This is a genomic window from Bdellovibrio sp. HM001 (genome assembly GCF_055397275.1).
This window is the reverse complement of the sequence record NZ_AP029174.1, coordinates 208338-228757: the sequence shown is the minus strand read 5'-3', so window position 1 is coordinate 228757 and position 20420 is coordinate 208338. Positions and strand designations below refer to the sequence as shown.

General features: G+C 49.4%; 17 protein-coding genes and 1 tRNA gene. 8 read left to right on the top strand and 10 right to left on the bottom strand.

Features of this window, described 5'->3' with window-relative positions:
- Positions 1–15: 15 nt before the first annotated feature.
- On the top strand, positions 16–2394 hold the full coding sequence (locus tag ACZ5ZZ_RS01130) for an ATP-dependent DNA helicase (protein WP_464140869.1): 2379 nt from the start codon (positions 16–18) through the stop codon (positions 2392–2394).
- Positions 2385–3950 carry a GIY-YIG nuclease family protein gene (locus ACZ5ZZ_RS01125; RefSeq protein WP_464140867.1) on the top strand — a complete coding sequence of 522 codons (1566 nt, stop codon included), beginning with the start codon at positions 2385–2387 and terminating at the stop codon, positions 3948–3950. Before ACZ5ZZ_RS01130 ends, ACZ5ZZ_RS01125 begins: the two co-directional genes overlap by 10 nt.
- Positions 3951–3991: 41 nt before the next feature.
- Here ACZ5ZZ_RS01125 and ACZ5ZZ_RS01120 read toward each other — a convergent pair whose 3' ends face one another.
- Together ACZ5ZZ_RS01120 and ACZ5ZZ_RS01115 are read right to left on the bottom strand one after the other, a co-directional pair.
- Positions 3992–4369, bottom strand: a complete 378-nt coding sequence (locus ACZ5ZZ_RS01120; RefSeq protein ID WP_464119674.1) for a SnoaL-like domain-containing protein — start codon at positions 4367–4369, stop codon at positions 3992–3994.
- 80 nt (positions 4370–4449) lie between these two features.
- A complete protein-coding gene (locus ACZ5ZZ_RS01115; RefSeq protein ID WP_464140865.1) occupies positions 4450–7911 on the bottom strand; it encodes a hypothetical protein in 3462 nt (1153 codons plus the stop codon).
- 211 nt (positions 7912–8122) lie between these two features.
- Here ACZ5ZZ_RS01115 and ACZ5ZZ_RS01110 point away from each other — a divergent pair, with 211 nt between their 5' ends.
- Positions 8123–8365, top strand: coding sequence for an AbrB/MazE/SpoVT family DNA-binding domain-containing protein (locus tag ACZ5ZZ_RS01110; protein ID WP_464119670.1), 243 nt, complete (start codon positions 8123–8125; stop codon positions 8363–8365).
- A 14-nt stretch (positions 8366–8379) separates the two neighbouring features.
- Here the strand turns inward: ACZ5ZZ_RS01110 and ACZ5ZZ_RS01105 are convergent, their stop codons facing one another.
- The gene (locus ACZ5ZZ_RS01105) at positions 8380–9144 is read right to left on the bottom strand and encodes a helix-turn-helix domain-containing protein (RefSeq protein WP_464140864.1); all 765 of its coding nucleotides are present in this window, start codon (positions 9142–9144) and stop codon (positions 8380–8382) included.
- Between the two features lie 96 nt (positions 9145–9240).
- Between ACZ5ZZ_RS01105 and ACZ5ZZ_RS01100 the strand changes: the two genes are divergently transcribed.
- Entirely contained in the window at positions 9241–9561 is a 321-nt protein-coding gene (locus ACZ5ZZ_RS01100) for a hypothetical protein (RefSeq protein WP_464140862.1), read from the top strand.
- A 116-nt stretch (positions 9562–9677) separates the two neighbouring features.
- Positions 9678–11042, top strand: a complete 1365-nt coding sequence (locus tag ACZ5ZZ_RS01095) for a short-chain fatty acid transporter (RefSeq protein ID WP_464140859.1) — start codon at positions 9678–9680, stop codon at positions 11040–11042.
- Positions 11043–11264: 222 nt separating this feature from the next.
- Here the strand turns inward: ACZ5ZZ_RS01095 and ACZ5ZZ_RS01090 are convergent, their stop codons facing one another.
- The 7 genes from ACZ5ZZ_RS01090 to rpsU form a co-directional block, all read right to left on the bottom strand.
- Complete coding sequence (locus tag ACZ5ZZ_RS01090; protein ID WP_464140857.1) at positions 11265–11621, bottom strand: hypothetical protein; 357 nt, start codon at positions 11619–11621, stop codon at positions 11265–11267.
- Positions 11622–11912: 291 nt separating this feature from the next.
- Positions 11913–11989: transfer RNA gene (locus ACZ5ZZ_RS01085), tRNA-Met, on the bottom strand.
- A 76-nt stretch (positions 11990–12065) separates the two neighbouring features.
- Positions 12066–12464, bottom strand: coding sequence for a hypothetical protein (locus ACZ5ZZ_RS01080; RefSeq protein WP_464119569.1), 399 nt, complete (start codon positions 12462–12464; stop codon positions 12066–12068).
- A 509-nt stretch (positions 12465–12973) separates the two neighbouring features.
- Positions 12974–14803 carry an RNA polymerase sigma factor RpoD gene (gene rpoD / locus ACZ5ZZ_RS01075; RefSeq protein ID WP_464140854.1) on the bottom strand — a complete coding sequence of 610 codons (1830 nt, stop codon included), beginning with the start codon at positions 14801–14803 and terminating at the stop codon, positions 12974–12976.
- Positions 14804–14817: 14 nt separating this feature from the next.
- Positions 14818–16686, bottom strand: a complete 1869-nt coding sequence (gene dnaG / locus ACZ5ZZ_RS01070; protein ID WP_464140853.1) for a DNA primase — start codon at positions 16684–16686, stop codon at positions 14818–14820.
- Between the two features lie 14 nt (positions 16687–16700).
- Positions 16701–17147: a GatB/YqeY domain-containing protein gene (locus ACZ5ZZ_RS01065; protein ID WP_464119563.1), complete on the bottom strand. Its 447-nt coding sequence runs from the start codon at positions 17145–17147 to the stop codon at positions 16701–16703.
- A 92-nt stretch (positions 17148–17239) separates the two neighbouring features.
- Positions 17240–17434, bottom strand: a complete 195-nt coding sequence (gene rpsU, locus ACZ5ZZ_RS01060; protein ID WP_464121377.1) for a 30S ribosomal protein S21 — start codon at positions 17432–17434, stop codon at positions 17240–17242.
- Between the two features lie 179 nt (positions 17435–17613).
- On the opposite strand from rpsU, the gene ACZ5ZZ_RS01055 reads away from it, so the two are divergent.
- Genes ACZ5ZZ_RS01055 through tadA form a run of 3 tightly spaced genes read left to right on the top strand, consistent with a single transcriptional unit; the run spans position 17614 to position 20402 of the window.
- Positions 17614–18675: a hypothetical protein gene (locus ACZ5ZZ_RS01055; RefSeq protein WP_464140852.1), complete on the top strand. Its 1062-nt coding sequence runs from the start codon at positions 17614–17616 to the stop codon at positions 18673–18675.
- A gap of 42 nt (positions 18676–18717) precedes the next feature.
- Entirely contained in the window at positions 18718–19470 is a 753-nt protein-coding gene (locus ACZ5ZZ_RS01050; protein WP_464140851.1) for a TerC family protein, read from the top strand.
- The gene (tadA, locus tag ACZ5ZZ_RS01045; RefSeq protein WP_464140849.1) at positions 19470–20402 is read left to right on the top strand and encodes a tRNA adenosine(34) deaminase TadA; all 933 of its coding nucleotides are present in this window, start codon (positions 19470–19472) and stop codon (positions 20400–20402) included. The genes ACZ5ZZ_RS01050 and tadA overlap by 1 nt, the downstream gene beginning before the upstream one ends.
- Positions 20403–20420: the final 18 nt, after the last annotated feature.

Below are 20420 nucleotides of genomic sequence, written 5' to 3'. Positions count from 1 at the left end.
GATTGATTAGAGCCTGTGAGAAAAGTGTCTTTGGATGTCCGACAATTTGCCCTGCCCTGCCCCCGCCGAGGAAGTATTGAGCTGCACTCGGGTTATGGCGCGCCTCCGATGAGTGGTCAGGAAATTCATCAATCCATCCAACGCCGTCGCCAAAAAGAATTTGACGACTACACCCCGGAAAAACGCATGAGCTGCGTGTTCACAGCCGGCCCCTATGAGTTCCATGTCTCAGGTCGTGCGGATGGCATCACCGCCAACCCCGTTCAAATTGAAGAAATCAAAACTGCCTTCGACGTGGAAGAACTTTGGCGCAAACTTCGCGCCGATGACAATCATCCTTATATCTGGCAGCTGCGCACCTACGGCTATTTCCACTATAAAGACACCGGCCACATTCCCTTTTTGAATCTGCACCTGGTTTCCTCACGCAATTTCAAATCCATGGATCTGCGTGTGACATTGGATATTGCGCACTACGAACTGTGGCTTGCACTGCGCCTGGAAGAATTGGTGGAAGAAACCAAGGTCAAAGAAAAACTTTTCAAATCCCGTCAGAAGATGGCAGAGGAAATGACCTTCCCGTTTGCCACCCCTCGTCCCGGGCAGCGCGAGCTGATTGAAAGCATCGAAACTCAGGTGGCCAGCAAACATCCTTTATTGGTTCAGGCCCCCACTGGTTTGGGAAAAACCGTGGGCGTTCTTTATCCGAACTTGAAGGATTCCCTGGCGCGAGGACAGAAGACTGTCTATGTAACACCGAAAAACTCCCAGCACATCGTTGCGGAAGAGGCCGTTGAAAAGCTGCAAGAGCAAGGCAGCAAGCTGCGTTCGCTGACGTTAACGGCAAAAAGTAAGATGTGCCTGAAGGCCGAAACCCTGTGCAATCCCGGTTACTGTGAGTTTGCCCGGGGTTATTACACCAAACTGGCCGATCATGACCTGGTGAACAAGCTTAGCAAAAAACGCAAGCTGACCCAGGAAAAGCTGATCGAGATGGGGAAAGAATACGAAGTCTGTCCTTTTGAGCTTTCCGTGGAAGCCATCGAGCAGGCCGACGTGGTGATTGGTGATTACAATTATGCCTTTTCCCCCCGAAGTTTGCTGGGACGACTGTCAGAGCCTCTTTTAGAATCCGCAGAAAAACCCAACCTGGTGATCGATGAAGCTCACAACCTGCCCAGTCGCGCGCAGGACTATTTCTCGCCTTCGTTAAGTGTGCAGGATCTGGATATTCTGGAATCTGACTTTACCAAACTGCCGGCCACGTTTTCTTTGCAGGCCGGGACACTGATCCGCAGAGCCAAGTCGTTGATTCAGGAGTACGGTGAAGACGGTGGTTCCCGCAAGGTTGACATCGACATTGAGCCTTTCCTTGATCTGGAGAGATCCATCCGCGCCTTGACCACAGAATACCTGGACAGTGAGACCGAAATTATTCAGCGTGACCCGATGTTACGCATGATGAATATGTGGAGTGATTTCATCGCGGCCCTGGACTATCGCGGGCCCGAATTCTTCACGACCTATCAGAACACCCGCTTCAGTGAAATGCTGAAGGTCACCTGCTGTGATGCTTCTGAGCAATTAAAGTTGGCTTATAAAGAATTTAAAAATGTCGTGGCTTTTTCAGCGACACTCAAGCCCTTTGCCTATTATCAGGAACTGCTGGGCTTCCCGAAAGAAAGTCAGACTCTGGAGTTCCAGTCCCCGTTTAAGGTTGAAAATCGCCAGCTGATGATCATCCCGCAGATTTCCACCAAGCTGAATGACCGCGCGCTGAACTCCGGCAAGGTCGCCGAGGTCATCGCCAGAGTCACGCGCGTGAAGGCCGGCAACTACATAGCTCTTTTCCCAAGTTTTGAATTTCTGGCCCAGGTAGAGAAGCTGTTACAGGTCCCGCATATGCGCGTTCTGCGCCAGGAACGTGACATGAAACAGCTGGATGTGCAGATCTACCTGGAAGAGTTGAAATCAGCCACCGAGCCAATTTTGCTTCTGGGAGTGCAGGGCGGAGTTTTCTCTGAAGGCGTGGATTTCCCTGGGGATATGTTGATTGGAGCCTTCGTTATCGGTCCGGCTCTGCCAAGTTTTGATTTTGAACGTGAACAGATCCGCTCTTATTTCGACAGTCGCTATGGGAAGGAACACGGTTTTAATTACACCTATGTGTATCCAGCCATGGCGAAAGCCATTCAATCGGCCGGCCGCGTGATCCGCTCTGAAACCGACAAAGGTGTGATTATCCTGATGGATTCACGCTTCTTAAATTCAGTCTATGCCGAGGCTATGCCCAGCGGCTGGTTCAAAGAAAGCCCGAAAGAGCTGGTGTCACAAAAGATCATTTCTGATCTGGAGTCTTTCTGGAAGAGCACGGAGGAAACTTCGTGCGATTAAAAGACCTGCCCGTTTTCTTTTTGGATCTGCAAACCACCGGAGCAAAACCAGGGGCCGCCAATATTCTGGAAATGGCCTGGGCCTTGTCGGATCTTTCCGAAGCTCGCAGTCACCTGGTGGCACAACCAGATGACCAGCCCGTGCCCAAAAGAATCCTGTCTCTGACCGGCATTCGCAGCGAAGAACTTGAAAGTGCCAAGCCATTGCCGCAGGTCTTTGAGATTCTTTACAGTGAAATCTCTGATCGCCCGGCAGTCATTCACTTTGCTCAATTTGAAAAGCCGTTTCTGGCGGCCAGCTTTGAAGCCTTAAACCTTCGAGAGTTCCCGGTGATCTGCACCCATGCGATTGCCAAAAGACTTTTTCCGAATCTTCCGGCAAAAGGTATCAAAGGGCTTGCGGGATACTTTGGTCATGCAGCGGGCGAGTTCAAGCGAGGCCATAGCCACGTGGAAGCCACCCAAGTTATCTGGAAACACTTGCTCGACGAACTTGAAAAACAACACATCATGACGCTGGAAGATCTGAATCTCTGGCTGAATCAGGAAGCTCCAAAGAAGACCAAGTACGAATATCCGATGCCCAAGGAAAAACGACTGAATCTTCCGAAAGTTCCCGGCGTCTATCGCTATCTTTCCCAGTGGGGTGAAATCCTTTATGTCGGCAAAGCCACATCCTTGCACGATCGGGTGAACAGCTATTTCCGCGGGCAAAAAGGCAGAGACTCTTTTAAGCTCGAGATGCTGACGCAGGCCTATGATTTGATTGTGACCCCTTGTCGTACGCCTTTGGAAGCTGCCCTGCTAGAAACAGATGAAATCAAAAGACACAACCCCCGCTACAACATCAGTTTAAAAGCCGGTGAACGCAGTTTGGTTTTCTTTAGCCGCGATTTTCTCTCTATGAGTCCTGAACAGGACGAACAACATTTTATCGGTCCTTTTTCAAACGCTCTGGTTTTTGATTCAATTTTAAAGTTGAATGCGTCTTTGCGCACGGAAGATCAAACATTTGATCCCAATATGTTCTATGAGCCTTTGGATTCCAATCTTCTTAAGGCCGGATTTGAAATATTCTGTGCACGCCATCAAGAATCCATGCAGACCTTTAAATCCATGCGGTCTATTTTTGCCCTGGGCTTATACTTTGTGAAGAATGCTGCGCCGGAAGAATCGACGGAAGAAGAAGACCTGTCGGAGCAGGATAAAGAGACTGACACCTCAGAGACAGAAGATATCGAGGTCGAACTGACTGCAGAAGATATCGCAGATAAGTTTGAGCGCCACTTCATGCGGGCCGCTCAGGCGTATTTGCGGGCACGCAAGCTGACGAAACTTCTGAACTCAGATATTGAATACGCTCTTTCAAGTAAAGGCCCCCGCTATGTTCTTCACTTCAGGAATGGACAGCTGATCGAAGACTCCCCGGCGGACGAAGTAACCTCTTCATCTCGACGCTGGCAGGACTCTTCAGTGGTGACATACGATCGTATGGCCGTTCTTTTGTCCGAGTTAGAACGTGTGCGCTCCAAAAAGGGATACTACATTCTTACTTAGACCCTCCTGACTCTTTCAGAAGGGTCCTGAGTGCTCAGTGTTTACATGGCATAGAAGAATTCTTCTTTGATAATCTTACCGTTATGAACGGTGTAAAGACCCACCTCATTCATCTTCATGCGCTTTTTAGTCTTCTTATCAGTGGCATCAACCTTAAAATAGACGGCAAAGCGATCTCCACAGGGAAAGGGACCATCCACTTCCATGGAATGAACATCCATGGTTTCTTCCCACTCTTTGTTTTTCTTACGGATGGCTTCAATTCCGTTCACCCCCTCAGGCATCCCCGGCATTGACATCGCTTCATGACTCTCGATTTTATCAGAATAAAGCTGTTCCACGGCTTTGAGGTTTTGACCTTTTTTACAGAGCTCCACCAGCTTCTGTCCGACTTGTAGGGTGTCCGATTGTCTTTCCATATCTCCTCCTTAAAGGTTAATGAAAACAATACTGAACCTACGACGGGACCGAGGGAATATGTTTGAATACAGGAACCGCCTCAATAAACAGGTTGCAACAAATTAGCCCGACGGAATCGGTCCAAATAGCTGTGCCCTTGATATTTGCCAATCTCCCGGGCCCAGAACTCCCCATTCTTCTGTTTACGGAATGTGGGATGACTGAGTTCAAGCATGTTCGCGATGTTAGTGGTCAGCCAGATGTTCTCGTCACGAGTAAACCGTCGCAGTTGCGACACCATCTCGGCTTTTTTTCCGGTCAGATCCTCCAGCAGACTTAAAAGATCTTTGGCCTGGGCTTCTAAGGTATAAAGCTTCCCGAAGGTGGTCACCTCGCGGTCCATGGCCTTCAAAAGCTTCTGCGCCTTGTGACTGATGCCTTCGCGCGGATCATTTCCGGCAGAATCATCACCGTAACGAGCCCCCGGCACGAGATAATCCAGATTGTTGATATTCGTGGCCGCCATCAGGATGTCCCGCAGAGCCTTCTTCGAGATCTGCCAGCGCATCGTGCCTACCAGTTCGGGATAAGCATCCAGTTCATCAGGCATTTGGAAACGAATGTAGCCTTCGACACCCGCCCTTTTGTTAAAAAACTTCTTAAAGGTTTTTTCAAATTCTTTGCGAGTGCAATAGTTGTCAAAAATTGATTGAGTCAAAGTCACTTCAATCTCAGCAAAACGCCTTGCTTTGTCATCCACAACGGCTTCCAAAGCCATGCCAATCTGAATGCCTTCGCCCCAAAAATCTGTCACAACATCCGTCGTCGGCTTGAAGAAGCCAATATCAAGCTTATCTTCCCACAGACGACTGAGCCCTCGATCATAAGATCGCGATTTATGCCCCAGCACCAGTCTTTGCCCATCTACCAGCAGATCACTGACACCGGTGTCAGAAGACCGCTTCCAGACCATAAAAGCCAGATTGAAGCTTTTGCTTTTCGCCGACTCAATCCACTCATGGGGTTTGACCATCTTGGCAAGGGCTGTAAAGTCGGTGTCCACCAGTGCTGACTCCACCGCATCCTGCAATTGCATCTGCTTTTCCAAAGACTCATTCAGCAGATCGACCCGGTACATGCGATAGACTTTCTTCGTTCGTTCTGCCCTCACGTTGGCGGCCAAACGCAGATAAGTCCTAATATCAATTCCACTATAGGCAGATGCCACGTCCACGTGATCCGTACTGATCTCAAAAAGCGTGGGATGAGGCTTGGAATAATAGATGGATTTAACCGAGGCATAGCCCAAGCCAAGCAAGGCCGCTTCGATCTGAACGTCCTCAATCACCTTCAACTTGGTCTTTCCGACCGAGGCACCAAACGAATGGCTGACACGCAGTTGTTCACCCACAGCCAAAGATCTTCGGATTTCGCGAATACTGAACGGGTTCAGCAGACTGAAGAATCGGCTGGTGCCAACTTCCTTCATTGTCGAAACGCTGTGCAGATACTCAAACGTGTAGGTATAATAAAGCCCCACCGGCGCTGTGACACGGTCGTTGAATATACCGACCGGAAGACTGATGCTCAGTTTGTCGTTCAGAAGATACCGCTTCTGGCCGGGGCCCAGTTCCGGATTCACGCTGACGGCTCTGGAAGCTTCAAATCCAATCCCGCCCTCCAAAGTCCCGTTGCCCAAATCAACGACGAAGTCCGCCTTGCCGTAGTTTGCCGGATTAAACAGAGATAAAAATTTATTCTGAAGAGTGTTAATGGTGAGAACTATCGCCCCTTGAAACGGGGTAAAACGATTTCCCAGAATCGGCAGGGTATTGCCGGGATATTCTTGCGCGCCTTCCTTCAAAAAGCCGTGCTCATTGATATAGTCCGGATATGCTGAAGCCAGGTCCTGCTTGGACTGCACCGGATGCGGTTGGAACCCCTCTTTAAGCAAATCAAAATCCACCATCATCTTGTTCAGTCGGGATTTCAGTTTTTCCGCATAAAGTCTTTGCACCGGCTCGGGGAATCCTGATGTCTGCATAATGCCATCAATTTGATCTGTGCGAATCTGCGCCATACGACGGGCCAGCCACTTCACATCGCTGTAAGTGGTGTCCTTCCAAGTTCGCGAATTAAAGACCGAGAACCAGAACAGACGAACTTGCCCGTTGTTTCGTTTTGTGAACTCCCACGTAAACTCATTCACAGCCCCTACGTTTCCAAGCATGGCCGGAAGCCCCAATGCAGAACTGGTGTCCGACAGGAAGAAGATCGGCAACCATCCCCGCCGCTCGTCGCGAACGGCGTCCACACGGGCCTGATATTCAAACTGGTCCTGCAACGAGATCAAAGCATTATAAAGAACCATGGCCCGGTATTCGCGGCGATTGCGCAAACCATTGTCCCCCATGCGGAACGGACCCATCCGGCGATAGTCGTCCTTGTCTGGGTAGGCCTCCAGGGTCACGTTCTTCATGATGACGGCATTTTCACCAGGAATTCGTTCAACATGCGTCATCGCTGAGCCCATTTCCAGTCCATGCACATTGCGCCACTGAGTCAGGAACTCTTCAAACGAGGTATCCCCCAGTTCCAGCTTAATCGCCGACCGAAATGTTGTCGGATTGGCCGGATATCCAATGATTCGTGCCAAATGGTTCACCACAGAGGCATTGTAGGCTTCAAAGCCCACACGCAAGGTGACGTCTTTCTTTTTAGGAAGGCCTTTTTTATTTAGCTCCTGATCGTCTAACCAGTGGGTCTTAAACTTGATCGTTCCATTCCCCATGCGCTCATAATGAAAGACCGGCAGAGGGTTGTTCCTTGGAGGGAAAAACTTTCTTTTCCAATAAATCTCTAAATAAGGATCGTAAGCTGCGATGTCATTGTCCGTCCAGATCGCGGAGGAGGGAGGATCCAGCTTGGAAAGATCATTCCCTGCCTGCTGATAGGCTCTCAGTTCTTTTTGATTTGCGAAGTGTCCGTTTAAAAGAAGGTTGCTGGCTTGGGTTTTAGCGGAGTCATCGATGGAAAACTCAAAGAAATTTTCCGCAAGATTCTTCACTCTCTCTACCAAAGAAGTAAAGATCGTCATCGGATAAGGGGTGTAACCAGCGGCAATAAAAAGAAGAATCAATTCAACCTTTTCATGGATTTCATTGGGGCTCATTCGCGAATAGCGCGCCTGCAAGTCTCGCGTGTGCTCCAGGGCAAAGATCAAAGGTGCGATGGCTTCGGACTCGCTGCTTTGGGCTTCCAGGCCCTCTTTTTCGGCCTTATCGTTTTCATAGCCGTGCACCAGAATCAAATTGGTCTTGCGGTTCATCTTGGCCGAATCCATCAACAACGACTTTTGAAACTCCAGAAACTGCACCAGAGACTCAAGCTTGCGCGGGGACAAGGTCCCTTCTGAATTGTAGAAGAACTTAGTGCGATAAAGCTGCAGGGCCGGGTCATGGCCTTTTTCAAGGACCCCCTCTGACGGAGAGTACGGGCTTGTCGCCAGGACGGACAGGGGGACGGAAAGGACAAGGATCAAAAGGGACAAAAAGCGATTCATGGCATTCACCTGCGACTTGTTAAAGGTCACTTTCTAGTGAATTCCACTGCCGAACGCCAGTTGCGAAGAGTTCAGGTCTGTTACTTATCAGAAAGGCAGGCCCTTAAAGCCCCTAACTGGACGAAGGATTGTTTGTAGAGCCTTATGGCAGGCGGAATGGGGACAAAACCCCCGTTTAGCCTTTAAGATAGACTTACGGAGATCCAACAGCATGAGCAAATCAGGTGCAACATCCAAAGCTTCCCGTAAGAACCAAACCACAATCCCCGCCCGCGTCCGCCAAGCCCTGGGCATCGCCAAAGGCGACACCCTGTTGTGGACCGTGAATGGAAACGAGGTCTCTATCCGCATCATCAACCGCAAACAGGTTGATTGGTCCAAAACCTCGGAACTGTCGCTATTGGAGTGGACCCCAGAAACTGAAAAACCCACAGAGCCCGAAGCGAGCGTTTAACCCCAGCAAGGCGGTTAATCTTTAAGCTCGTACTGCTGCCAGTTGGTTTCATACGGAGCAAATGCATACAACCAGCGCACTGACTGGAGCTGATCCGCTGATAAAAGATTCTTATCGCGCAAAGCTCGTGCGCGATACTTGGCTCCAAGCGCATGAATCTCGTCAACCAGCTCCATGATACTTGCTTTGGACAGCTCCACTTCTGCCGAGTGCATGCACACATCTTTATTCTTTAAAAACACATCCACATGATCCAAAAACTGCGCGATCTGCGGGCGAAGAATCGCACGCGCCAGCGGACCTTTGTGCTGGAAACGAATGTTGCCAACGGCTTTAATCCGAACCTGATTACCAGGAAGAACTTCCAACAAGCCGTAGTTTTCAATTTTACGCAGAACTTTGAAGAACTTCTGACTTGAAAGCTTCCAAGCTTCAGCCAATGTGCCTGGACTCACTCCTCGATGAAGAGATCTGAAGATTCCGAACATCGCAGGATTGGCGGCAAAAAACTTTTCCTGTTCTTCGCTCAGAACGTAGTCCACTTCCTTTTCCTGATTGGCAAGAGCCGCCAGATCAAAAAATGAAATCCCCACAAGATCACAGATCTTAAAGACCGTTTGTAGATTGCAGTTCTGGGTTGAGAAGAGTCTTTTCACTGTGACTTCAGACACTTCCATCTGAAGCGCCAGTTCCGCATAGGTGATCTTCTTGGATTTCAAAACCTCTTGCAGGCTTTTCAGCAGCTTTTTGGCATCGGTGTGTTGATTGATTTGATCCATAATGGTCGTTTTCGTATCACCAAAAGATACCAAATTAAACAGAATTGATAAAGGTATCATATTTTGACATCTCTAGACCCAACAAGGAGTTATCAAATGATCAAAGTACTTACCCACACTGCACTTATGGTTCTCTTCAGCGCAACGGCTTTGGCTGGCTACCTACCACCCAAAGAGAACGTGGCTTACTGGTGTTATCAAGGATGTATCGACGACTACTACAGCAACCACAACGAGTGTGTGGCAAAATGTTATGGCGGGAGAAGACCGAAAGCCAACCCAATTCAAATTCAGAATCTGAACCAGAACTACAATCAAAACCAAAACTGCCAGGACAACACCAACGCAGCCGAGATCAAAGCCGCCGCTTGCTGCTCTTGGGGTGAAAACATCCAAGGCTGTATGCCGGGTTGCTAAAAAAGTTGGACCCAAAGTGAGTGGGGGCACACGTTCGCCAGTGCCCCATTAAGCTCTTCTTAAGATGACAATCACGACCTTTGCCGCTCTAATTTAGTCTTCACCAAGGAGCAGCAATGAACCCAACCCGCGACAATGCCTTTCAAAAACTCATTCGATTCAGTGTGAAGCTCGTCAATGAATACCTGCCTGATCCCTTTATCTTCTGCGCGCTTTTGACTTTTATCGTATTTGCCGCGGCAATGCCCGTAACTGGCATGAGCTTCCTTGAAACTGTGAACGGTTGGTATGAAGGCTTCTGGGGCTTGTTGGGATTCTCGATGCAGATGGTCCTGGTGCTCGTGCTCGGCCATGCGTTGGCGAACTCGCGCCCCTGCTCCAGCTTGTTGTCGTCTTTGGCCTCCCACCTGCGCACCCCTGGTCAGGCGATCGTTGTCGTTTCTTTGGTCTCGCTGCTGGGTTCCTGGTTCAACTGGGGTTTTGGCCTGGTGATCGGCGCTCTCTTTGCCAAAGAGATCGCGAAAAAAGTAAAAACTGTCGACTACCGCCTGCTGATCGCTTCTGCTTATTCCGGCTTTCTAATCTGGCACGGCGGTCTTTCCGGATCTATTCCTTTGACGATTGCCACGGACGGGAATCTGGCCAAGGCCTCTAACAATGTCGTCACCGGAATGATCCCAGTATCTGAAACCCTGTTTTCAACCTACAACCTGGCCATCGTGATAGTCCTTTTGGTGACAGTGCCCCTGCTGAACATGTTCATGCACCCACGTCCGGAAGAAACCGTGACTGTGGATCCGGCTTTGCTAAATGACGAAGTTTCAGACACGGAAAACGGCAACAGTACGTGGGCAGATCGCATTGAAAACAGCAAATGGGTTTCTTTAATCTTGTGCGCCCTTGCCAGCGTGTACATCGTAAACTATTTCTTCAAAAAAGGTTTGGATCTGAATCTGAACATTGTGAATTTCATCTTCCTGTTCCTGGGCATTCTGTTGCACGGGACTCCACGTCGCTACATTCTGGCGATTCGTTCTGCCGTGATCAGCTCCAGCGGGATCATCCTGCAATTCCCGTTCTATGCGGGAATCATGGGTCTGATGGTGGCCAGCGGCAGCAGCGGTGTTTCGCTGGCCGGAGCCCTGTCCAATGTGTTTGTGAACATCTCCACCGTCACAACATTCCCGTTCTTTACCTTTATCAGCGCGGGTATTGTGAATTTCTTTGTGCCCTCCGGCGGTGGTCAGTGGGCCGTACAAGCTCCGATCATGCTGCCTGCGGCGCAAGAGCTGGGCGTGTCCGTAGCCAAGACCTCGATGGCGATTGCCTGGGGTGACGCATGGACAAACATGATCCAGCCCTTCTGGGCCTTGCCAGCCTTGGGAATCGCAGGCCTTGGCGCCCGCGACATCATGGGCTTTTGTTTGATCGTCCTTTTGTACTCGGGCCTTGTGATCTCGGCGGGATTCTTGTTCCTATAATTACCTGAGCTTTCTGGTCATCAGGGCCGACTTCGTTGGCTCTGATAAAAAGTCTTTCTTTCGCACTGTTTTATTATAAACATCACTTTTCCGGTGAAATTCCCGGCGGCATTTCGTTATGGCTATGACTTAGGTTCCGAAGGAAAAGTTATTGGGAACACGCAGCCCATTGAGTTCTTAGCACAATAAAAGTTCTGCGGGTCCTCTGTTGTTGCGACACCCTTATTGGGTGACTTTGCAGTCCACAGGAGCCATCCCAGGATGGCCATCGACAACAAGCTTGAAGTTGCTTTTAGACGTCACATCCACTTTGCCCAGACAGATGGGCTTATTGTCGGTGGAGATGATTTCATATCTCAGAACAAGTTCGTTGGTGTCCAACACCCCGTAGTTTTTCTCGAAGGCTTCACCGGGCGCCAAGATTTTGTCGTCCACGACACTGAGCGGGGCTCCTCCGTTCGCTCGAGTTAAAATCAGGTCCGCCATAAATCGCACGTCCGTTGAATTCACAACCTTTGCCGTCATCGCCTGCGCTGCGCCGCCAAGAATCAGTACAGAAAACATAGTTAGGAATTTCATCAGTACCCCCATTTACATTTTTAACACTGGCAACCCGGCAGAGATATGGGAAATTGGAGATTAAAGGATTTTTGCTTTGCAAAAATGGCAGGGGGCGAGGTTGTGCCCGCGCTAAAAAGTACCAGTGGCACTTTTTAGTGTGGAGCATGCGTGAGGCTCTTGCGGCGAAGGCCGCAAATGCCGAACGCTTAGAAAGACGAGGCTCGATGCCTCGACTTTCGCGTCCCGACAAAGCCAGCAAATTTCCAGTTAAATGAATGTCTCAGCGGCAGATAAAAAGAAACAGAGGAATGGTAGGGGGCGAGGGACTTGAACCCCCGATCCCAGTGTTATGAGCACCGTGCTTTAACCAACTAAGCTAGCCCCCCACGAACTGGAATGGGAAAAGCCTACCAAACCTCCCCCACCTTGGCAAACGCACATCGCATTAGACCTCCGTGAGGACTAAAAGAAGTACTTCAAACCTGCCTGCAAGCCATCAAACTTCACCATTCCGAAGTTGGCCTTATCACCACTTGTACCATCGATTTTAACCTCAAAGTTCAACTTGCGATACATTAGCTCTAAGGCCAAGTCTTTATCCAAAAACATACCGACGCCCAATTGAGCTCCGAATCCTGAGGCTGCCGAGACAGAAATATCCTTTTCGCTAGTCTCGATACTAACGATAGAATAGTTACCCCCAAACTTTGCGTATTTAGATCCTGCAAAATATATCAAACTGGCGTTAATATTCATCAGCTGCAAATCCACCCCATGGACAGAATAGGATTCTCGGGGGAGGTCATACTCAAGTCCCAAGTTCCACCCGAAACCCTCCTGACGAAGACCCACTTCCGCCATGAGAGTTAACTCAGACTCAAATTCTAATCTAGACGGTCCGACCGTTGAAGCTCCTCCTGTAGTGACTTTGACAGATGATGACGCGACCTCAGAGGCGCTACTGTACGCAACTCCGACTGCACGGTAGATACCCAAAAGTGCCCACGGACTCTGATGTGATTGCGTAGAAAATGTGGGATTTGGTATCACGGGCGTCGAAGATGAGTTCGCTGGTGACGCAGAAGATGGCCTTACGGTCATGGATTCCACATTTGTAGACTCAGTTAGCTCAGAAGATTGCTCTTGGGCATTCACCCCAATGCCGCAAGCCAAGACAAAAAGTAAAAAAACAGATTTCAACATAGCCCCTCAAAAATAAATAAATATTGATTGATTTATAATAATAGGAACACGTCTAGAGAATGGCCAGAAGATATCAAGACTGCTGAACTAAGGTCTTAAACGAAAAAAGGCTCCCCTAAGGGAGCCTTTGAAGTTGCTTCAGCTACGCTTTGCCCGCGTCCGCAGGACTAGCTATCAACAAACGCTTTCAGTTTGTTGCTGCGAGAAGGATGACGAAGCTTTCTTAGAGCTTTCGCCTCGATCTGACGGATACGCTCACGGGTGACGTTGAAATCCTGACCCACTTCTTCCAAAGTATGATCGGACTCTTCCCCGATACCGAAACGCATACGCAGGACTTTTTCTTCTCTTGGAGTCAAAGTCGACAGCACACGGCGGGTTTGTTCAGCAAGGTTCAGGTTCACAATCGCTTCTGCAGGATTGATAACCTTTTTGTCCTCGATAAAGTCGCCCAGGTGTGAATCTTCCTCTTCACCCACTGGAGTTTCCAAAGAGATAGGCTCTTTCGCAATTTTCAAAACTTTACGAACCTTATCAACCGGCATGTCCATTTTATCCGCGATCTCTTCCGGGGTCGGCTCACGGCCAAGCTCCTGGATCAGGTAACGGGATGTACGAACAAGTTTATTGATGGTTTCGATCATGTGCACAGGGATACGGATCGTGCGCGCCTGATCGGCGATAGCACGAGTGATCGCCTGACGGATCCACCAAGTCGCATAAGTCGAGAATTTGTAACCACGACGGTATTCAAACTTATCAACGGCTTTCATCAAACCGATGTTACCTTCCTGGATCAGATCCAGGAATTGCAGACCGCGGTTGGTGTACTTCTTCGCGATGGATACAACCAGACGAAGATTGGCTTCAACCAACTCGGATTTCGCGGCATCGGCCTCACGCTCACCTTTCCAGATGGCCGTGTAGGTTTCTTTCACCCAGTTGTGATTCATTTCAGTTTCTGAATCCAAACGGCTGATACGCTTTTCCGCTTCCTGAGCCTGCAATACGTAGGATTTGAACTTCTGATAGTTCAAACCAGTATCACGGGTCATGCGGGTCAGTTCTTTTTCATTTGCATCGATCAGCTTCATACGCTCGATCATCGCACTGACGTCTTTAGAGAACGTGCGCTCCACACCGTCTTTGATACGACGGCGAAGAGTTCCGATACGGTTTACCAAGTTTTTAAACTTGATCACAATACGGTTGATCGTCTTACGGTTGAAGTTCACGGATTCAAAGTTCGCCATCAGCTTGTCATTCATGACAACAAGCTCTTTCATGGCAGCCTGGCGAGCTGGCGTGTTGGTTTCTTCTTTACGAAGAACCACGAACAGCTTTTCTGCGGCTTTCTGATACTCTGTGACCTTACCGATCAATTCGTGAATTTTGTCGATGTATTCCTTTTCGTCGTATTGAGTGTCTTCGTCCTCAAGACCACGGAAGATCGATTTAACTTTGATACGGCCTTCATCAAGGCGCTTACCAAGCTGGATGATCTCGTAGGTGCCCAGTGGGGACAAAAGGATCGCACGAACGATCTCGCGTTCCCCTTTTTCAATACGACGGGCAATTTCCACTTCCCCTTCACGGGTCAGTAGGGAAACGCTTCCCATTTTGCGCAGGTAAAGGCGTACAGGGTCATTGCCCTTAACGTCTTCACTTTCGGCCAATTCTTCTTCATCAACTTCTTCGTCTTCAGAATCGACATTTTCAAGGAAGGAACCTTCGCCTTCCTCCGCTTTCGAACTTTCAGACAAGTCTGAAATAACTACACCACCGCCCTCAAGGCCATGCATGAACATGTCCAGGACTGACGGAGCGATAATTTCAGGGGGAAGGAGCTCATTGATCTCTTCGATCGTGAGCGCACCCTTCTCCTTCGCAAGCTTCAGGAATCTCTGGATTTCTTCTTTAATCAGAGACTCTTGTTCTTGCAAAGAAAGCACCTTTACAGGCTCTTTCTCTTGTTTGTTTGGTAGGTTCGGTTTCATCAATACCCCGCCTTTTACCCTTTATTCAGAGAGATTCGGTTTCTCTGAATATTCATAATCTGTTCCAACTTTTCCGAACTAGGTTCGTTTTTAAGATCTCGTGCCAGGCGCTTTGCTTGTTCGCGCAGGAAATTTTCTTTTACGCGCTTAAAGCAATCGCGCAGGAGTTTCAGTTCTGCCTCTTCGTCAAACCCTGGATCGCCCTCATTCGCTGGGCTCACTTGGAATAAATATTCAGGCTGATCGACGTAAGAGACAAGGAGACTGGTCAATTTATCAAACTTACCGAGATCTTGTCTATACACATCCGTGGCTTTTTCGAGGATCTTCTTCACTCCTTCATGGGCCGTGCTCTCGAGAAGATTTTCATTCACAAACGACTCGAAATTGGCACGACTTTTGAGTACCAACCCCAAGAGCATCAGCTCCGCTTTAGAGGCTCCCTGGAGGCTGATTTTGCCCCCCTCCACTGACTGGGACACCTCCGAAGAGGCTTTTGGGTTAGCTGCCCCCGCAGAAGGGTTTGGCTGCACCGTCCTAGTCATTCCTGGGCGACTTTGTGAACTTACAGGACCACTGCCCTGTATTCCCACAGCCTGACGCAACCAGGGAAGGCCTACGCCCATTTTCTGAGCGGCCTCTGCCAAGTACAAATCCCGCAATCGAAGGTCGGGAATGGACTCAAACAGTGGCTTTAGCTTATCGGCTAATTTTACTTTTTCCGAAGCCTCGCCACGGTATCCTTCCATCCAACGCGACAGAATCATCACAAATAGATCCGGAGCGCGATCCAGCTCGATTTTCAGAGCTTCAGATCCGTATTTTTTCACATAATCGTCCGGATCCATTCCATTCGGCAATGTGAGACCTTTTGGATATAAATCCGCCGCCAGCAAAATCGGCAAACTGCGCTCGGCCGCTTCCATTCCCGCGGAATCCCCGTCAAACAGGGCCACCACGTTCTTGGTCATACGCTTTAGCATCTTGCCATGATCCGGCGTCAAAGCCGTTCCCATGGTGGCCACGACGTTGCGAATGCCCGCCTGATACAAGGACACCAGGTCCATGTATCCTTCCACAATCAAAGCCAGATCTTCACTGCGAATGTAGCGCGCCGTCTGCGACAGACCGTACAACACACGGCCTTTCACGAACACCGGCGTCTCTGGAGAGTTCAGATATTTCGGCTCGTTTTCTTTTTTCTCTAAATAACGTCCACCGAACGCAATGGGCTCCCCCATCGGCGAGAAAATCGGGAACATCAAACGATCACGGAAAATATCAAAATGCCCGGACTTGTTGTTGCGGGCCTTCACCAGACGCGCTTCTTCCGCCAGGGCCATCGGAACGTTTTTACTCAGCAGGTACTGCTCCAGCCCGTCCCACTCTGGCAGGGCATAACCCACACCAAAAGCCTCGATCACCTCTTGCGACAAACCACGACTGGCGATGTAGCGTTTCACCGGGTGATCGTGAGGAACGCGCTTAAGTTGCTCTGAAAAATAATCAGCCGCGAGCTTATTTACTTTTAACAACAACTTCTTTTTGTCGTGCGCCTGGTCTCTTTGGGCGTCTTCTTTTTCCGGCGCTGGCATGGGGATGCTGGCGCGATCGGCAAGGTATTCCACCGCTTCAGGGAAACTCATCCCCTGATAGTCGCGCAAAAACGAAAACAGGTTGCCGGATTTATGACAACCGAAACAGTGATAGACCTGTTTTGTTTCAGAAACGGAAAAAGACGCCGTTTTTTCGGCGTGATCAGGAAACGGACAGCGGCCCATAAGGCCGCTACCGCTAGGTTTCAATTGAGTGTATTGGGAGATGATGTCTACGAGGTTATTGGCCTCTGACACCTTCTCGATAAAGTCTTGAGAAAATCGCATGCCTCTCCAACAAATTAAGAAAGCTTAGATTTAATAACTTCGCTCACTACTTTGTTGTCGGCGGCGCCACCGGATTTCGCGATGACTTCTTTCATCACAGGACCCATGTCCTTCACGGATTTAGCACCCAATGCTGCAATTACTTCTGTAACAAGAGCTTCGATTTGTTCACGGCTCATTTGCGCTGGCAAATAAACTTCCAGAACTTTCAGTTCGGCAGTTTCCTGCTCGACCAGATCCGTGCGGCCTGCGGCCTGGAACTGTTCGATGGATTCTTTGCGTTGCTTAACAAGCTTTTTAACCACATTCATCACTTCTTCCGGAGTGATGGGATCTGGTCTCATGTCGATTTCGCGGTTTTTGATCGCAGACTGGAGCATACGAAGAGCTCCCAACTTTGCAGATTCTTTTGCGATCATGGCAGCTTTAACATCTGCGGCGATTTTATCTCTGAGTTCCATAGTGCCTCCAAAGGGACTTAAGAAGAGATTTGGTCATAAAACAGAGGCGACCAGTGGTCGCCTCTTGAAAAAACAAACTTTCAAAAAGGGAACTAGTCGTTCCAACCTTTTCTGGATTTTTTTACAGCGCGTTTACGAGCTGAAAGAGACTTCTTTTTAAGTCTTACAGAAGGTTTTTCAAAGTGTTCGCGTTTTTTAACTTCAGAAAGAATACCTGCTTTTTCGCAAGACTTTTTGAATTTTCTGAACGCTGATTCAAAAGACTCACCGTCTTTGATCTTAACCATTGCCACGACAATCACCTTCCCTTCTGATGTGGAATTAGAATTTGAGAGAAAGAGTGTATAACAAAGCGGCAGAAAAGGGGCAAGTCTCGGGGTCCTGACGCAACGAATTATTCACACCTTTGCACAATTTGATTGAAACACCCCCCAAGGAATGCGGAAATTGCAACAGAGGGGACCCTATGAAATTACTTATCTATTTGATATCACTAATATTCGTCGGAACTAACCACGCCCATGCCTGGGAGGATTTTTATATCCTGCAACCAGGCCAACTGCGCTTTGAGCGCGCCGCTACTCAAAAGTTCACTCACTTTTCCCAGTCCGACTGCCGTGCGCGCATACAACAGATCACCTGCATCGTGAATCCGTCTCAGAATCCTCAAGAGCCCCGAACGTGCCAAGAGGACAGCCCCACAGCCGCCCCGGCACTCGAAAAGATCTACGATATTCTGCCCCCGAAACTGCAAAAGGTCTTCTGCGGACTGGATGTCATTTACATCGAAAATCAATTGGAGGCTTTGGCCTATGCCGGAGTCATCCAGGCTGATGCCCAAGGCCATGTGCAAGGCTCTTTCATGGGCATCCGCCGCACCCTGATTGAACAAAACTACGACGCCACCTCTGTCTTTGGCTGGAAGGAACAAAAAGCCTTCGGGATTAAGGCACCTCCGTTTGTTCATCTGCCAGAAGGACCTCGCGTGGACGTGACCCTGCCCGTTTCCCTTTCCGCCCTTCATTATATTGTCGTGCATGAATTCGCGCATATTCTGGATTTCGCGAACTCTGCCAACAACTTTGTCTGCCCGGAGGGGGAAACCTGCAACCTTTCCCAAGGCCAGATGGAAGAGTTCAAAAAACTCATACCCAAAGAAGGCTCCTGGGGCACTTTGAGCTGGAAAGGCCTGATGGAACCGCTGCCAGAGCAAAGCTTTCCCCTGTGGAATAAACTCTGCTTCTATGGCTGCACAGAACAGCTGGGTCTGCAGGATATCGAGGCCTTCTATCACCAGCTGAATCCGACCAACTTTGTATCCACTTATGCCGCCATCAGTCCGTATGAAGACTTCGCCGAAAGCCTGACTTTTGCGGTGATGGCTGAACACGAAGACTTCCAGTACCGGATCCAAACCCCCTATGCGTCTTACTCCCTGGATGCCAAGTGGCGAAGCATCGGGCCGAAAAAAATCTGGATGCAGGACTTCCTGAACCGCGATCTGAAATACCCAAGCCCGATGAAGTAGTTTATAAAAAAGAGAACGACTTAACAGGAGTTCTCTTTTTTTATGACCGAAATGCTTGCGAACCCACAAATCTGGATCGCCTTTTTCACCCTTTTTGCCCTGGAACTTGTTCTGGGAATCGACAACGTCATCTTCATCTCCATTCTGGCTGGAAAGCTCCCCAAAGAGCAGCAAAGCAAAGCGCGCATGATGGGCTTGGGATTGGCCGTGATCACTCGTGTGATTCTGCTATTCTCCTTGTCCTGGATCATCGGACTGACCGAGCCTTTGTTTGAAGTTCTGGGTCAGAAGATCTCAGGACGGGATCTCATTCTGCTGCTGGGCGGTTTATTCCTGATCGTCAAAAGCACAATGGAAATCCATCACAAGCTGGAGGGTGTTGAGGGCAGTCAATCCAATGCGGTGGCCCACTCCTTCAATGCCGTGATTGTGCAGATTTTGCTTTTGGATGTGGTGTTCTCTTTGGATTCTGTCATCACCGCCGTGGGCATGGTGAATGAAATTGCCGTGATGATTGCTGCCGTCGTTTTGTCAGCTGTCGTCATGATTGTATCCGCGAAGACCATCAGCGACTTTGTGGACTCACATCCTTCCTTGAAGATCCTTGCCTTAAGCTTCCTATTGATGATCGGCTTTACGTTGATCGTTGAGTCTTTGGAAGTTCACATACCGAAAGGATATGTTTACTTTGCGATGGCCTTCTCTGTCGGTGTGGAAATGTTAAACATTCGCATGCGTCGCAAAAAGCCAGTTGAACCGGTCAAACTTCGCGAAAGAATTGCTGAGGAAGTGTAATGAGCACCACGTCCCACGACGAAAAATGGATGAAGAAGGCTTTGCAATTAGCACGCAAAGCCGCCGCCCGGGATGAAGTTCCCGTAGCCGCCATTGTCGTGGGTCCCGAGGGGCTGATTTCCTATGCGATCAACACGCGCGAACGCCAGCAAACTCCACTGGGACATGCGGAAATGCTGGCCCTGCACAAGGCCTCGCAAAAACGCGGAAGCTGGCGACTGAGTGACTGCACTTTGTACGTCACACTTGAACCCTGCATCATGTGTGCAGGAGCTATTCAGCAATCCCGTGTGGCGCGCGTGGTGTATGGCGCCACCGACCCCAAAGCTGGCGGGGTCGGCAGTTTGTATCAAATCCTGAACGACCCACGCCTGAACCATCAGGTGGAGGTCACCAGTGGCATCCTGGAAGACGAATGCAGCGATCTGCTGCAAAGTTTCTTTAAGGACCGCCGTGAGGAAAAGAAAGTCGACAAGGCTCAAAAAGTTTACCGTGAAAGATCTTCTGTCGTGGTTCTGCATAAGAATCAGGTCCTTGGTTTTCACGCTGTTGACCCCACTTCAGAGGTGCCTTACTTCTTCCTGCCTGGAGGGGCGATCGAAGAGGGTGAAACACCGGCCGAATCAGCGGCGCGTGAATGTCTGGAGGAAACAGGCTATCGCGTGCGCATTCTGGAAGAAACTGCTTTTGAACGAAAGTATGACTTCCCCTGGGATGGAAAAGTTCACGCCTGCAAGACCACCTTCTTTGTCGGCGTCTTGGATCAAGAGTGGGTCGCACCGACACAAGTTGAGGATGCCTCTTATCACCGGGGTGTGGAGTGGATTGACGCCAAGACCGCCTCCACGGCGTTTGCCTATAGCAAAGATATCCTGTGGGCCGTGCAAAAACTTCTGAAAACAGCCCAAAAGAAAAATCAATCCAGACGATAACCCCTCGAAACCAGAATT